At 63.7% G+C, this 12,501-nt stretch carries 13 protein-coding genes; 4 read left to right on the top strand and 9 right to left on the bottom strand.

Translation table 11 applies throughout. From position 1 onward, the window contains the following. Positions 1–489, top strand: a complete 489-nt coding sequence (locus tag ACWPWQ_RS03720) for a GNAT family N-acetyltransferase (protein ID WP_139436211.1) — start codon at positions 1–3, stop codon at positions 487–489. Beyond that, positions 486–1,343, top strand: coding sequence for an AraC family transcriptional regulator (locus ACWPWQ_RS03715; RefSeq protein WP_454009029.1), 858 nt, complete (start codon positions 486–488; stop codon positions 1,341–1,343). Before ACWPWQ_RS03720 ends, ACWPWQ_RS03715 begins: the two co-directional genes overlap by 4 nt. Before the next feature lie 326 nt (positions 1,344–1,669). On the opposite strand, the gene ACWPWQ_RS03710 is transcribed toward ACWPWQ_RS03715, so the two are convergent. Both ACWPWQ_RS03710 and ACWPWQ_RS03705 read right to left on the bottom strand, forming a co-directional pair. Beyond that, positions 1,670–2,581 (bottom strand): DMT family transporter, encoded by a 912-nt coding sequence (locus ACWPWQ_RS03710; RefSeq protein WP_429110624.1) that lies wholly within the window; start codon positions 2,579–2,581, stop codon positions 1,670–1,672. A gap of 120 nt (positions 2,582–2,701) precedes the next feature. Beyond that, positions 2,702–3,145: a DUF2214 family protein gene (locus ACWPWQ_RS03705; RefSeq protein ID WP_202047557.1), complete on the bottom strand. Its 444-nt coding sequence runs from the start codon at positions 3,143–3,145 to the stop codon at positions 2,702–2,704. Positions 3,146–3,254: 109 nt separating this feature from the next. Here ACWPWQ_RS03705 and ACWPWQ_RS03700 point away from each other — a divergent pair, with 109 nt between their 5' ends. After that, positions 3,255–4,865, top strand: a complete 1,611-nt coding sequence (locus ACWPWQ_RS03700) for a sensor domain-containing diguanylate cyclase (RefSeq protein ID WP_202047556.1) — start codon at positions 3,255–3,257, stop codon at positions 4,863–4,865. A gap of 23 nt (positions 4,866–4,888) precedes the next feature. Here the strand turns inward: ACWPWQ_RS03700 and ACWPWQ_RS03695 are convergent, their stop codons facing one another. From ACWPWQ_RS03695 to ACWPWQ_RS03670, 6 genes are read right to left on the bottom strand one after another with little or no spacing between them, the layout of a single operon-like run. Next, on the bottom strand, positions 4,889–5,548 hold the full coding sequence (locus tag ACWPWQ_RS03695; RefSeq protein ID WP_454009028.1) for an HAD family hydrolase: 660 nt from the start codon (positions 5,546–5,548) through the stop codon (positions 4,889–4,891). 39 nt (positions 5,549–5,587) lie between these two features. After that, positions 5,588–6,595: an ABC transporter ATP-binding protein gene (locus ACWPWQ_RS03690; protein ID WP_454009027.1), complete on the bottom strand. Its 1,008-nt coding sequence runs from the start codon at positions 6,593–6,595 to the stop codon at positions 5,588–5,590. Positions 6,596–6,601: 6 nt separating this feature from the next. Next, positions 6,602–7,378 (bottom strand): ABC transporter permease, encoded by a 777-nt coding sequence (locus tag ACWPWQ_RS03685; protein ID WP_454009026.1) that lies wholly within the window; start codon positions 7,376–7,378, stop codon positions 6,602–6,604. Next, a complete protein-coding gene (locus ACWPWQ_RS03680; protein WP_454009025.1) occupies positions 7,371–8,267 on the bottom strand; it encodes an ABC transporter permease in 897 nt (298 codons plus the stop codon). Before ACWPWQ_RS03680 ends, ACWPWQ_RS03685 begins: the two co-directional genes overlap by 8 nt. Then, a complete protein-coding gene (locus tag ACWPWQ_RS03675) occupies positions 8,267–9,100 on the bottom strand; it encodes an alkaline phosphatase family protein (RefSeq protein WP_454009024.1) in 834 nt (277 codons plus the stop codon). The genes ACWPWQ_RS03680 and ACWPWQ_RS03675 overlap by 1 nt, the downstream gene beginning before the upstream one ends. A 9-nt stretch (positions 9,101–9,109) precedes the next feature. Next, positions 9,110–10,156 carry an ABC transporter substrate-binding protein gene (locus ACWPWQ_RS03670; RefSeq protein WP_139406501.1) on the bottom strand — a complete coding sequence of 349 codons (1,047 nt, stop codon included), beginning with the start codon at positions 10,154–10,156 and terminating at the stop codon, positions 9,110–9,112. 182 nt (positions 10,157–10,338) lie between these two features. Between ACWPWQ_RS03670 and ACWPWQ_RS03665 the strand changes: the two genes are divergently transcribed. Next, complete coding sequence (locus ACWPWQ_RS03665) at positions 10,339–11,151, top strand: UTRA domain-containing protein (RefSeq protein WP_454009023.1); 813 nt, start codon at positions 10,339–10,341, stop codon at positions 11,149–11,151. Positions 11,152–11,304: 153 nt separating this feature from the next. Here the strand turns inward: ACWPWQ_RS03665 and ACWPWQ_RS03660 are convergent, their stop codons facing one another. Continuing rightward, positions 11,305–12,069 (bottom strand): helix-turn-helix domain-containing protein, encoded by a 765-nt coding sequence (locus ACWPWQ_RS03660; RefSeq protein ID WP_005330085.1) that lies wholly within the window; start codon positions 12,067–12,069, stop codon positions 11,305–11,307. Positions 12,070–12,501: the final 432 nt, after the last annotated feature.

The following is a 12,501-nucleotide window of genomic DNA, read 5'->3' as shown; positions in this document are numbered from 1 at the left end:
ATGTCCATCACCATTCGCCGCGCCGGGCCGGAAGATGCCGCCCCCCTGCGCGATCTCTACGCCATGCCCAAAGCCCAGGCCGGTACCCTGCAACTCCCCTTCGCCTCGCTGCACCACTGGCAGCAGCGGCTCGAGCCGCGGGACGGGGTCACTGTGCTGCTGGCCGAATCCGATGGTCTGGTGGTGGGTAACCTGACCCTGTGGCAGGAGCCCAACCCGCGTCGGCGCCACGTGGCGAGCCTCGGCATGGCGGTGCGTGATGACTGGGCCGGGCGCGGCGTGGGCTCGGACTTGATGGCGGCCGCGCTGGATCTGGCGGACAACTGGCTCGGGCTGACTCGCCTCGAGCTCACCGTCTGGAGTGACAACGAGGCGGCGCAGGCGCTCTACCGCAAGTTCGGGTTCGTGCAGGAAGGTGTCGCCCGGGATTACGGCCTGCGCCACGGCGTGCTGGTGGACACCCTCTATATGGCGAGAGTGCGCTCATGATCGACTATCGCGAGCGCCTGACTCCCGTGCTGCGGGCACTGGAGCAGGAGCCGGATCTCTCCATCGAGGAGCTGGCGAGCCGCGCCTGTCTCTCCCTCTATCACTTCCACCGGGTGTTCACCGCCGTGGTGGGGGAGTCCCCCGGCGAGATGTGTCGCCGGCTGCGGATGCGGCGGGCGGCCTGGCAGCTCTGCTATACCGATGCCAGCGTCACCGCCATCGCCCTGGGGGCGGGGCTCGGCAGCTCCCAGGCCTTTGCCAAGGCGTTTCGCCGTCACTATGGCTGCACCCCGGGAGCGTTTCGCCGCGACAAGGGCAAGAACGGACACCTGGATCGCAAGGAAGGACACGCATGGCAAGGGGTACTCCCTTATGCTGAAGACCACTCATCAGCAAGGAGCAACACCATGAACACCGTCGAGATGGACGCCCGCACCCTGGCCTATATTCGCGTGACCGGTCCCTATGGCGAGGGCTATGACGCCGTCTGCCATCGCCTTCACCAGTGGGCCGCGCCCCGAGGCCTGGAAGGGGGAGAGTGGATCTTCATCTACCACGACAACCCCGAGGTGACGCCGCCTGCCCAGTGCCGCACCGACATCGGCATCAGTGTGCCGGTGGGCACCCTGGGGACGGGGGAGGTGGAGATCCAGCTCATCCCCGCCGGGCGTTACGCCCAGTCCCGCTACCTCATCACGGATCGCAACCAGTACGGGCCGCGCTGGCAGGAGCACATAGGCGACATAGTCTCCGCCGGGTTGGCGTTCGGCGACGGCCCCTGCTTCGAGCTCTATCACAGCGTGAGCAATGACCCCCTGCGCGACGACGTGAGCTTCTGCTCCAGCGTGCGCTAGGCAGACGGCAATAAAACGAGGCGCCCAGGGGCGCCTCGTTTTATTGGGGGGATGGCGCCATGCCTGCATCAGGGGGCAGCCCACCAAGGTTCGCTCGTTCAGGGTTGGCTGGGCACCTTGTTCCGGCGGGACTTCCACCACCAGCGCAAGCGGATCTGGGAGATCAGCATGCCTGCCAGCATCGGGGTGCAGCCCACCAAGGTTCGCTCGTTCAGGGTTGGCTGGGCACCTTGTCCCGGCGGGACTTCCACCACCAGCGCAAGCGGATCTGGGAGATCAGCATGCCTGCCAGCATCAGGGCGCAGCCTACACCAAGGTTCGCTCGTTCAGGGTTGGCTGGGCACCTTGTTCCGGCGGGACTTCCACCACCAGCGCAAGCGGATCTGGGAGATCAGCATGCCTGCCAGCATCAGGGCGCAACCTACGATGGCTCGCTCGTCCAGATGTTCCCCCAGCAGCAGCACACCGCCGATGGCAGCGAATACCGTCTCCAGGCTCAAGATGATGGCGGCGTGGGCCGGGTGGGCACCGCGCTGGCCGACCACCTGCAGGGTGTAGCCTATGCCGACCGACACCAGCCCCGCGTAGAGCAGGGCCTGCCAGCCCGCCACGGCGCCGCCGAGGGTCGGGGTCTCGATGACAAAGGCAGTACCAAGACTGAGCAGGCCGCACACCACGAACTGCACCCCGGCAAGGCGGATGGGGGCGACCCGGTTCGAGTAGTGATCCAGCACCAGCAGGTGAACGGCCCAGAACAGGGCACCGATCACCTGCAGCAGATCACCGTAGCCTATGGTGAACTCCTCGGTGACGCTGAGGTAATAGAGCCCGGCCATGGCGATGAGGGCGCCAATCCAGGTGTTGGCCCCTGTCTTGTGGCGCAGGGCCAGGCCGATGACGGGCACCAGTATGATGTAGAGACCCGTAATGAAGCCCGCCTTGGCGGCCGTGGTGTAGAGCAGCCCCACCTGCTGCAGGGAGGCTGCGCTGAACAGCACGCCCCCGGCGATCAGGCCCCCGACCAGCAGCAGGCGGCGATCGCCCGATGATGATCCGGATTGCGGTCTGGGCTGGCGCGACTTGAGCCACCACAAGAGCGGCAGCAGGGAGGCGGCCCCGAGCAGGAAGCGCAGGCCGTTGAAGGTGAAAGGCCCCATGTGATCCATCCCCAGGCGCTGGGCGACGAAGCCCAGCCCCCAGATGGCGGCGGCCATCAATAACATCATGTTTGAACGCATACGGATTCATCCCTGAGAGAGCAGTGACAGAGGCACTCGGGCCCCTCTCAGTACGATACCCGTCAGCGGGGGGCTTTGTCGCCGGTGATTTGCAATCAGATGGGCGCCAGCCCGAGGCGGCTACCAGCCGCCAGCCAGCCTGGCGAGCAGGGGCAGCAGGGCGAGCAGCAGCAGGTTGCCCCGAAGGATCCAGATCACCCAGAACTGCTGCTGGATGGAGACAATGGGGGCGCGCCCCTGACGCAGGGAGCGGCGCCAGTGATGGAACAGCCGGCTGGGGTAGCCGAAGCTGAGGGCCATGGCGAAGAACAGCAGCAGCTTGGTGCGATAGCCGGGATTGGCCAGCAGGGCCGAAGGTTGCAGCGGATGAGCGAGCACCATGAGCACGCCAGTGATGAAGATGAACAGCAGCGCCAGCGCCGCCAGGCTGTCTGCCAGCAGCAGCTTGCGCACCTGCTCGATGGACATGCCGCGCCGGAACAGAAAGTACACCGAGGTGATGGCGCCGGTCAGGGTGATCACGGCGCAATAATGGAGCGCGGTCAGCAGTTCCGGGTTCAACATCCGAGCCTGTTCCTTCTCGTTGGCCACATGGCAAGCTTCTCTTTGGACGCCATAGAGCGGGGCTGATATTCTGACACTACACGACGTCGGGGGATAGCAGGAGGCAGGGTTGGATAAACGGGCAGTCTCCAAAAAGACCTGGTCCCTGGTTGCCAGGATGCGTCTGGGCCTGTTGCTGTTGTTCATTCCCGTGCTGATGCTGGGCGCCATCTACTACCTGCACATGGAGCGCAGCCTGCAACGAGAGTTGCAACACCGTCTGCTCGCCACCAACCACCAGTTGCGTCACGTCTTCATCGAGCCCTACCTGCACGAAATGGAACGCCAGTTCACCCTCATCTACGACCAGGTGAAGGTGGACGACATCAGCGGCCCCCGTCTGCACAATGCCGAGGGCTACCTCAAGGAGTGGCGCCTCTACAAGGGGGTCATGGCGGATCTCATCTACATCTATGTCGGCACCGCCGAGCGCCAGATGCTGATCTACCCCGAGTGGCAGGCGGATACGGGCTTCGATCCCAGGACGCGCCCCTGGTATCAGCTGGCCAGCCAGCATGTGGGCAAGATGGTCTGGACCGAGCCCTATTACGACTACACCAACGGCAACCTGGTGATCGCGCTCGCACGGGCGCTCACCGACCAGGAGGGTAGGGTGCGCGGGGTGTTCGCGGTCGATGCCATCTTGGCGCCCTTCTCCGCCCAGCTGAACCGGCAGTGGAACAGCGGTTACCAGATGATCGTCAACCAGTCCGGCAAGGTGCTGGCCCACCCCGATCCTTCCCGGCTGCTCAAGCCCATGACGCACCCGAGCTGGCTCTCCCGCTTCAGCGCTGAGGACGGCATCTTCCTGGACTCGGACTCCCGGCAGTTTGTGGCCTACAGCCGCCTGCCGGATCGCAACTGGGTGCTGATCAGCGTGCTGCCGGCGTCGAGCATTCAGGTCGTGGTGGCGAGCGCCTCCCTCAACGTGCTCGGGGTGGTGGTGCTGGCCTGCATGCTCTATGCGCTGCTGGCCCTGGTCTGGTCCCGTTATTTCAGGCGGATGCTGGACGAGATCTCCACCATGATCCGCGCCAGCAGGATGCCACCCGATGGGGTGCCCCATGGGGGCATGCACGAGCTCAGGCACGTCTATGCCGAGCTGGCGGAGGTGAGCAAGGATTACCACGAGGCGCGCCAGCAGGCGAATCTGGACAAGTTGACCGGCCTCTACAATCGCCGCTTCTTCGACGAACGAGTCAATCGTCTGCTGTTCGAGCATCAGCCGTTCTGCCTGGCCATGGTGGATCTGGACGATTTCAAGCGGGTCAACGACACCTTCGGCCATCAGACCGGAGACGTGGTGCTCAAGCGGGTGGCCAAGCTGGGCAACCAGCTGCTGGAGGATCACGGCTGGGTCTGCCGTTACGGCGGCGAGGAGCTGGTGGTGCTGTTCGCCAACCCCGACATCCACTTCTGCCAGATGCTGCTGGAGCAGTACAGGATAGGGGTCGCGTCCCTGGACTGGCGTGAACCCGGCCTCGGGATCACCTTCAGCGGCGGCCTGGTGGCGAGCGCCCCCGGTCTGGATGCCAAGGGGCTGCTCGATATCGTCGATGCCGAGGTGTATCGCGCCAAGCGAGATGGCAAGAACCGCATCTATCTGGGGGGAGGCGCCCCCTTGGCGCAGCAGGAGGTGCCGCCGGAAGACGATGGGATACTGAGCAAGGAAGAGGCCTGAGGGCCTCTTCTTCATTCAGCGGCTCAAGGGAGCAACTGCCACGCCCACAGGGGCCAGCCCAGCTCCGAGGCGCACTGGCGCAGGGCAGGGGCCGAATTGACCGCATGGGGATGGGTCACCGCCCGCAGCATGGGCAGATCGTTGTGGGAGTCGCTGTAACCAAAGCTCCCCTGCCAGATCTGCTCCCGCCCGGCAAAGAGCTGGTTGATGCGGGCCACCTTGCCCTCGCGAAAACTCAGGGTGCCGCGGGTCTGGCCGGTCAGCCTTCCCTCCTCCTCGTCGAGCAGGATGGCGACGCAGTGATCCATCCCCAGCATCTTTGCCATGGGGGTCACCAGGTGTTCGCCGGAGGCGGAGATGAGCACCAGCTCGTCGCCGCGCTGGCGGTGCCACTCGATGCGGGCCAGCCCCTCGGGGTAGAGGCGCTCGCGCAGCACCTGCTCGGCAAAGCGGGTGCAGAGGGCGTCGAGCCACTGGCGCGTCTTGCCCGCCAGGGGTTGCAGGGTGAAGGCCATGTACTGGTGCATGTCCATCTTGCCCTGATGGTAGAGGGACATCATGGCCTGCTCCTCGGCCACCATGCCCGCCGGGGCCAGCTCCTCGGCCACCATGTACTCCAGCCAGAGGCTGGCGGAATCCCCGGCAATCAGGGTCTCGTCCAGATCAAACAGTGCCAGTGCCATGGGCGCTCCTCGCAGTGAAAATGGAAATGAAATGCGGCCTCATGCTACCTCACAGAGCTGATCCCGGGCCACCGCCAGGGTCACGGCGCTGCCCACGGCCAGCAGATCGCCGGCACAGCGGTTGAGGCAGTCCACCGTCAAGAGCCCCGCCTCGCACTCCACCTGATAGCGGATGACGTTGCCAAGCAACTGCTGCTGGCGGACGATGCCGGGCAGGCTGGGCTCGCTGCTGGTTGCCCCGGCGGGCAACAGGGTGATGGACTCCGGCCGCAGCGCCAGCTTGCCCTGAAAACGGGGGCCGAACAGGGACTTGCCCTGCTCTGCGCCGAGCAGGTTGTAGTTGCCGATAAAGCCCGCCACAAACTCGCTGGCGGGGCGGGTGTAGATCTGCTCCGGCGTGCCGCTCTGGACTATGGATCCCTTGTTCATCAGGAAGATCCTGTCCGACAGGGTGAGCGCCTCCTCCTGATCGTGGGTCACGAAGATGGTGGTGAGCTCGAGGCGCTGCTGGATCTCGCGGATCTGCTGGCGCAGGCTGCGGCGGATGCGGGCATCCAGCGCCGAGAGCGGCTCGTCCAGCAAGAGGATCCGTGGCTGTACCACCAGGGCCCGGGCCAGCGCGACCCGCTGGCGCTGGCCGCCGGAGAGCTCGGCCGGATAGCGGCGCTCGAAGCCGGTCAGCTCCACCAGCGCCAGTGCCTCCTGCACGCTGGCCTCCATCTCGCGCCCCGGCTGGGGCTTCATCTTGAGGCCGAAGGCGACGTTGTCCCACACCGTCATGTTGGGGAAGAGCGCATAGCTCTGGAACACCATGCCGATGCCCCGCTTCTGGGGCGCCTGCCAGGTGATCTCTTCACCGGCCACCCGCACCTGACCGCCATCCACCGGAGTGAGCCCGGCCAGCGCCCGCAGCAGGGTGGACTTGCCGCAGCCGGAGGGGCCGAGCAGGGTCACCAGCTCCCCCTTGCGAATGCCGAATTCGATCCCCTCGAACACAGGTGTATCGCCGTAGGATTTATGCAACTGATTGACTTCTAAATGAAACATCTTGGATCACCGATGAAATCTGTTGGCCGCCCAGGTGAGCAGCAGGGTCAGCAGGAAGTAGCTCATCACCAGTGCACTGGTGAAGTGGCCCGAGGTGGACCTCATGTTGTAGAGGTAGACCTGCAGGGTCTCGTAGCGGGTGCCCACCAGCATGTTGGCGAACACGAATTCGCCGAGCAGGAAGGAGAGGGAGAGAAACAGCGCCGCCAGCAGTCCCTTGCGCAGGCAGGGGATCACCACCAGCAGGAAGGCGCGCCGACTACTTGCCCCCAGCAGGTGGGCGGCATCCATCAGATCCTTCAGCGGTACCCCTTGCAGACTGTTGGCCAGCGCCCGGTACATGAAGGGCAACACCACTGTGAACCAGGTGCCGATGAGGATCCACGGGGTGCCGATAATGGGCAGGACGCCGTCGGCGTAGATCTGCAGCAAGCCCACCGAGGAGACCACGGGCGGCACCGCGAAGGGGAGCAGGATCAAGAGGTTCATCCAGGGATCCAGCCTGGGGAAGTAGTAGGCCACCACCAGCACGGTGGGCACCAGCACCAGGGTGCCTAGGAGCAGGGTGGCGAAGCAGACCAGGAGGCTTCGGCCAAAGGCTGCGAGAAAGCGCGGATCGCCCCAGAGCTTGAGATACCAGTCGAGGGTGAAGCCGTCCGGCAGCAGGGTCGCTCCCCAACGGGTAGAGATCGAATAGAGAAAGGTGGCCAGCAGCGGCAGCAGCAGGGTAGCCACCAGGGCCCCCAGCACCCAGCGCGGCCAGCTCGGTTGCAAATCATGCATGGGATTGCCCCTTGTTCATATAGCTCTTCTTCAGCAGCCACTGGTTGGCGGCCGTCACCACCCCCAGCAGCACCATCAGGATCACCGCCAGCGCCGCCGCCAGGTTGGGCTCGAGGAAGATGTCGCCGGAGACCAGGCTCGCCACCCTGATAGTCACCAGATTGAAGTTGCCCGTGGTGAGGGCGTAGGCGGAGGCATAGGCCCCCACGGCGTTGGCAAACAGGATGATCAGGGTGCCGAGCAGGGCGGGAGTGAGCACCGGCAGCGCCACGTGCCACACATACTGCCCCTTGCTTGCCCCCAACAGCGCGGCGGCCTGCGGCCACTCATCCTGCAGGGCATCGAACGCCGGGTAGAGCAGCAGCAGGGCAAGGGGGATCTGGAAGTAGGTGTAAATCAGGATAAGGCCTGACCCAGAGTAGAGGTTGAAGCCGTCGATGAGGCCCCAGGATTTGAGCAGCAGGGTAACGGCGCCGTTGATGCCGAGCACTATGATGAAGGCGAACGCCAGCGGCACACCGCTGAAGTTGCCCGTCATGGTGACAAAGGCCAGCAGCAGCCGCTTGACCCGTTCGCCGCTGTGGCGCAGCGCCGCCGCCCCCAGGGTGCCGATGGCAAGCCCCGCCAGACTGGCGATACCGGCGATGCGCAGGGAGTTGCCGAAGGATTGCAGGTAGAAGGGGGAACTCAAAATCTCCCGGTAATGGTCGAGGCCCCAGCCATCCGGGGTCTGAAAGCTGCCCACCAGCACCCACACCATGGGGGCGATCTGGAACAGGATCATCAAGAGGACAAAGGGCAGCAGCACCATCGCGGGCAGCCAGTGGCGGCTTGCCCGGCGTGGCTTCACCTGTTGATCCGCGAGGATCTTGGTGGTGGCAGGCATCATCAGTGCACCTCGCGCATAAAGGCCGCCTTGAGCTGCGGGGGAGCCACCGGCTTGTCGTGGGGAATGCCCAGCAGATCGGCCATCAGGGCGCAGAGCTGGGTCTGGGCGATCACCACCCCATCCGGCCAGCGCTCGATAAAGGCATCGCCAAACAGCCAGAGCGGCACGGTGCGCTCCTCGGGCAGGGTGCCGCCGTGGCTGAGATCCTTGTTCATGCCGTGATCCGAGGTGATCACCACCTGATACCCCTCTGCCAGCCACTGGGGCAGCAGATCGGCCAAGAGGCTGTCCATGCGGCGCGCCTGATTGCGGTACTGGCGGGAATCCAGGCCAAACTTGTGACCGGCATCGTCCACCCCCATGGGGTGGATCAGCAGAAAATCGGGATCGTACTGGCTGCGCAGCCACTCGCCATCCATCAGCAGATGGCTGTCGGGGTAGGCGTCATCCCAGTAGAAGCAGCCGTGCTGAATGGGCAGTTGCTCGTCGTGAGTAAAGCGATCGCGGGCCGCCAGCCAGGGGCTCTGGTTATAAAGCTCGCTCACCCAGTAGTAGGCCGCGGCGGCGGTGCGTTTGCCCGCGGCCCGGGCCAGATGGAAGATGGCGTCGTGCTGGCTGAGACGACTCACTCCGTTGTGGGTGATGCCGCTCGCCACCGGCGGCACGCCGGTCAGGATGCACTCGTAGAGGGGCCGGGAGAGAGACGGCAGGGCAGAGTTCAGTGTCGTATGCAGGCCCCGCCCCGCCTCCACCATGCCGAAAAGGTAGCCCATGCAATGGGCTACCTCGGCTGCCAGACCATCCACAAGTACCACTATCACCTTGTGTTGCACTGGATCCCCTTACTGCATGTTGATCATGACGGTTTCCTGCCACTGGCGCGGCAGGGCCTTGGAGCTCTGCTCCCAGGCGGCGTGATCCTGGACCGGCTTGGCATTGGCATACTGCTCGGCCGGCAGCAGCTTGGCCTTCACATCGTCCGGCAGGGTCACATTGCTGCGGATGGGGCGGGCGTAGCCGCGTGCCAGGTTGATCTGACCGGCATCGGAGAGGATGTATTCCCGTGCCAGCTTGGCGGCGTTGGGGTTCTTGGCCCACTTGTTGATGATGGTGGTGTAACCGGCGATGACGGAGCCGTCGCTCGGGATCACCACGTCAAACTTCTTGGGGTCGATCTGGTCGCGGTAGTTCAGGGCGTTGAAGTCCCACAGTACCCCCACTTCCACCTCGCCCTTCTCGATGTTGGCGATGGTCGGGTCGTTCAGGGAGAGACGACCCTGCTTGGCCAGCTGGCCGAACAGCTCCAGCGCGGGTTTCAGATTCTTCTCGCTGCCGCCGGTGGCATAGGCCGCCGCCAGCACGCCGTTGTTGGCCTGGGAGGCGACTCCCACATCACCCAGGGTCACCTTGTAGTCGCCACCCAGCAGGGATTGCCAGCTGGTAGGAGCGGCCTTGACCAGATCCTTGTTGATCAGGAAGGCGATGGTGCCGGTATAGGCCAGCATCCAGTGACCGTCCGCATCCTTGGCCCAGTTGGGAATATCGGCCCAGGTGGAGGGTTTGTAGGGCTGGGTGACCCCCTGCTTGACCGCGACCGGACCGAAGGCGCCGCCCACGTCGCCGATGTCGGCGGTGGCGTTGGCCTTCTCGGCGGCGAACTTGGCGATCTCCTGGGCGGAGCTCATGTCGGTATCCTGATGCTTGATGCCATAGATGCTGCCGAGCTGCTGCCAGGTATCCTTCCAGTTGGCCCAGCTGTCGGGCATGCCGATACTGCTGAGTTGCCCTTCGCCGCGAGCGGCCTTTTCGAGATCCGCGATATTCTCGGCGGCAAACAGTGGCTGACTGATGGCTACCAGAGCCAGTGCACTTGCGATCACGCTTTTCATCATCCCATCCCTCTGGACTAGGTCAGTTAAGGTTCGAGAGGGATGCTAGAGGGGAAATATGACGGTGGCGGGGCGCTTTGATGGCGTTTTCGTGACAATCGCCCTGTCATGGCGCTGTCATCAGGGACGGTTACAACTCGGGGTCGACAGCCGCTGGTCTACTCCAGGGGGCGCACACCGGAATGACCGACAGGGATGTGACAGTGACAGAGCGATTGAGTGAACAGGGGCTGACCGATGGCCGCAACCCCTCCAAGTGCGAACAGATTTGCCAAACCCTGCGTCGCTATATCGGCAGCGGACAGCTGGGGGCCGGGCAGCAACTACCCGCCGAACGGGCCCTGAGCGAACGCTTCGCCACCACCCGCATCACCATCAAGGAGGCGCTCTCCAGCCTGGAGGCGGATGGCCTCATCTACCGGGCCGAGCGGCGCGGCTGGTTCGTGGCGCCACCCCGCCTCACCTACGATCCCGCCATCCACACCCATTTTCACCAGTGGATCGGCGAGCAGCAGCGCGTGGCCGAAACCCGGGTGCTGGCCCACGGCAGTGCGCTTGCCAGCAGTGAGCTGTGCAGCCGGATGGGGCTGGCGCCCTTCACCCCGCTCTACGAGATCCGCCGCCTGCGCCTTATCGACGGCCGCCCTGTGCTGCACGTCAGCCACCACCTGCTGGCGAGCCGCTTTCCCGATATCGCCAGCGCGCCGCTGGCCAGCTCCCTCACCGAGCTCTATCAGCAGTGCTATGGCATAGGCCAGGGGGGGGCGAGTCTCGAGATCACTCCCTCGGCGGCGCGGGGAGAGATAGCCCGCGCCCTCAATCTGGCCCAGGGGAGCGCAGTGCTCAGACTGGTGCGGGTCAACTATGACAAGCGGGGGGCGCTGGTGGATTGTGACATCGAGCACTGGCGACCGGATGCCATCCGCATCTGCCTCGATACGCGAGTATTGCAATCAGCTGCAGGCAAGCTGCAAAAAAACCGGCTCGCCGATTAGGGAATATCCAGTGCACTGTCGGGCAAAGTGGCGATCCGCATCTGTCTGGATACGCGGGCGCTGCAATCGGCAACAGGCAGATCGCAGCAAGCTCAACTTACGGGATAACGGAACGCCAGCGAAAACGGACGGATCCCGCAGGATCCGCCGGGATCAGTTGTCGATATTGGGGATAAGGTCGTCGAAGCTCTGGTAGCCGCAGTCCGCCAGTTGCAGCGACATTGTGTAGGTCTTGCTGCCCTCCCGCTGGCCTATGGCGGGGCGGTTGAGCTTGAGCTCCTGATGCCAGTACTCCTTCATGCGATCGATCAGGGCCATGGCCTCGCTCTCGTCCAGGTGGAGCTGGCACAGCGCCATGTAGTTGTTCGACTTGTGCATGTTCTCCACCAGATAGTCCCCCAGCACCGACATGGCCTGGCGTGCCTGCTGGCGGGCGAAGCGGCTGTGCTGCTCGAAGCTGATCCGCTCGCTGATGAGGAAGTGGTAGCTGTTGTCGATGCCGAGCTGCAAGATGCCGAGCTTCTCCAGCTTGCGCAGATAGAGGTAGCAGGAGGCATCGGTCAGGCCGTATTCCCGCTTGAGATCGATCAACGTCTTGTCGCGCCAGAAGATGTTGGCGAGGAAGGCGTAGAGCCCCGGCTCCTTGTGAAACGCCTCGTCCTGCTCCTGGGTGAAGACGGCGCGGCGGCTCTGGGCGTCCTGGGTGCGATCCAGCAGCTCCTCGAACGAGAGCCCGACCAGATGGCAGATCTCCAGCAGGGTATCGAACGGCAGGGAGGGCTTGTTCATCATCCGCTTCACGGTGGCGATGGAGACCCCCATGGCTTCCGCCAGGGTCTGATAGCGGATCCCCTTGTCGGTCAGGGTCTTCTTCAGGGTGTCGAGAATGTGGTTGGCCAGGGTCTGGCTGTAGGTCATGCAACTATTCCTTTATCTGCATTTTTAGTCGTGCCAGAAAGTGAGTCATTTATCTGTATCGGGCTCAATTTTTGACACCTAGAAAAACCAGAGGAGAGTAATCCGGTGATAACGGCTGAAATGGCCTGACCAGTTGTGGTGCAAGGTGGCAGATAATGACACTCGGTGGTGCATATCCTTCAACCTTCCAACATTTTGCTGGTGATGCATATTACATCGCACATAATCCAACACGAATCGGATTCAATGCCTTCCTGGTTGAGAAAACGATTGTTTGCTTCCAATTTAAGGGTTTTTTTAACCGCAAGGTTTTATTCTTTCCTGGCATTGAGCGGAACTCGCAAGAGGTCCGCTTTTTTTCTTTTCTCCGAATTTGAGCCCGCCGTCAAGGAAGGGGCGCATCTTTTGGCACCTCCTGCGCCGCCCTCCCGA

This window comes from Aeromonas sp. Marseille-Q7275 (assembly GCF_965119515.1).
This window is presented reverse-complemented; position numbering and strand designations above follow the sequence as displayed.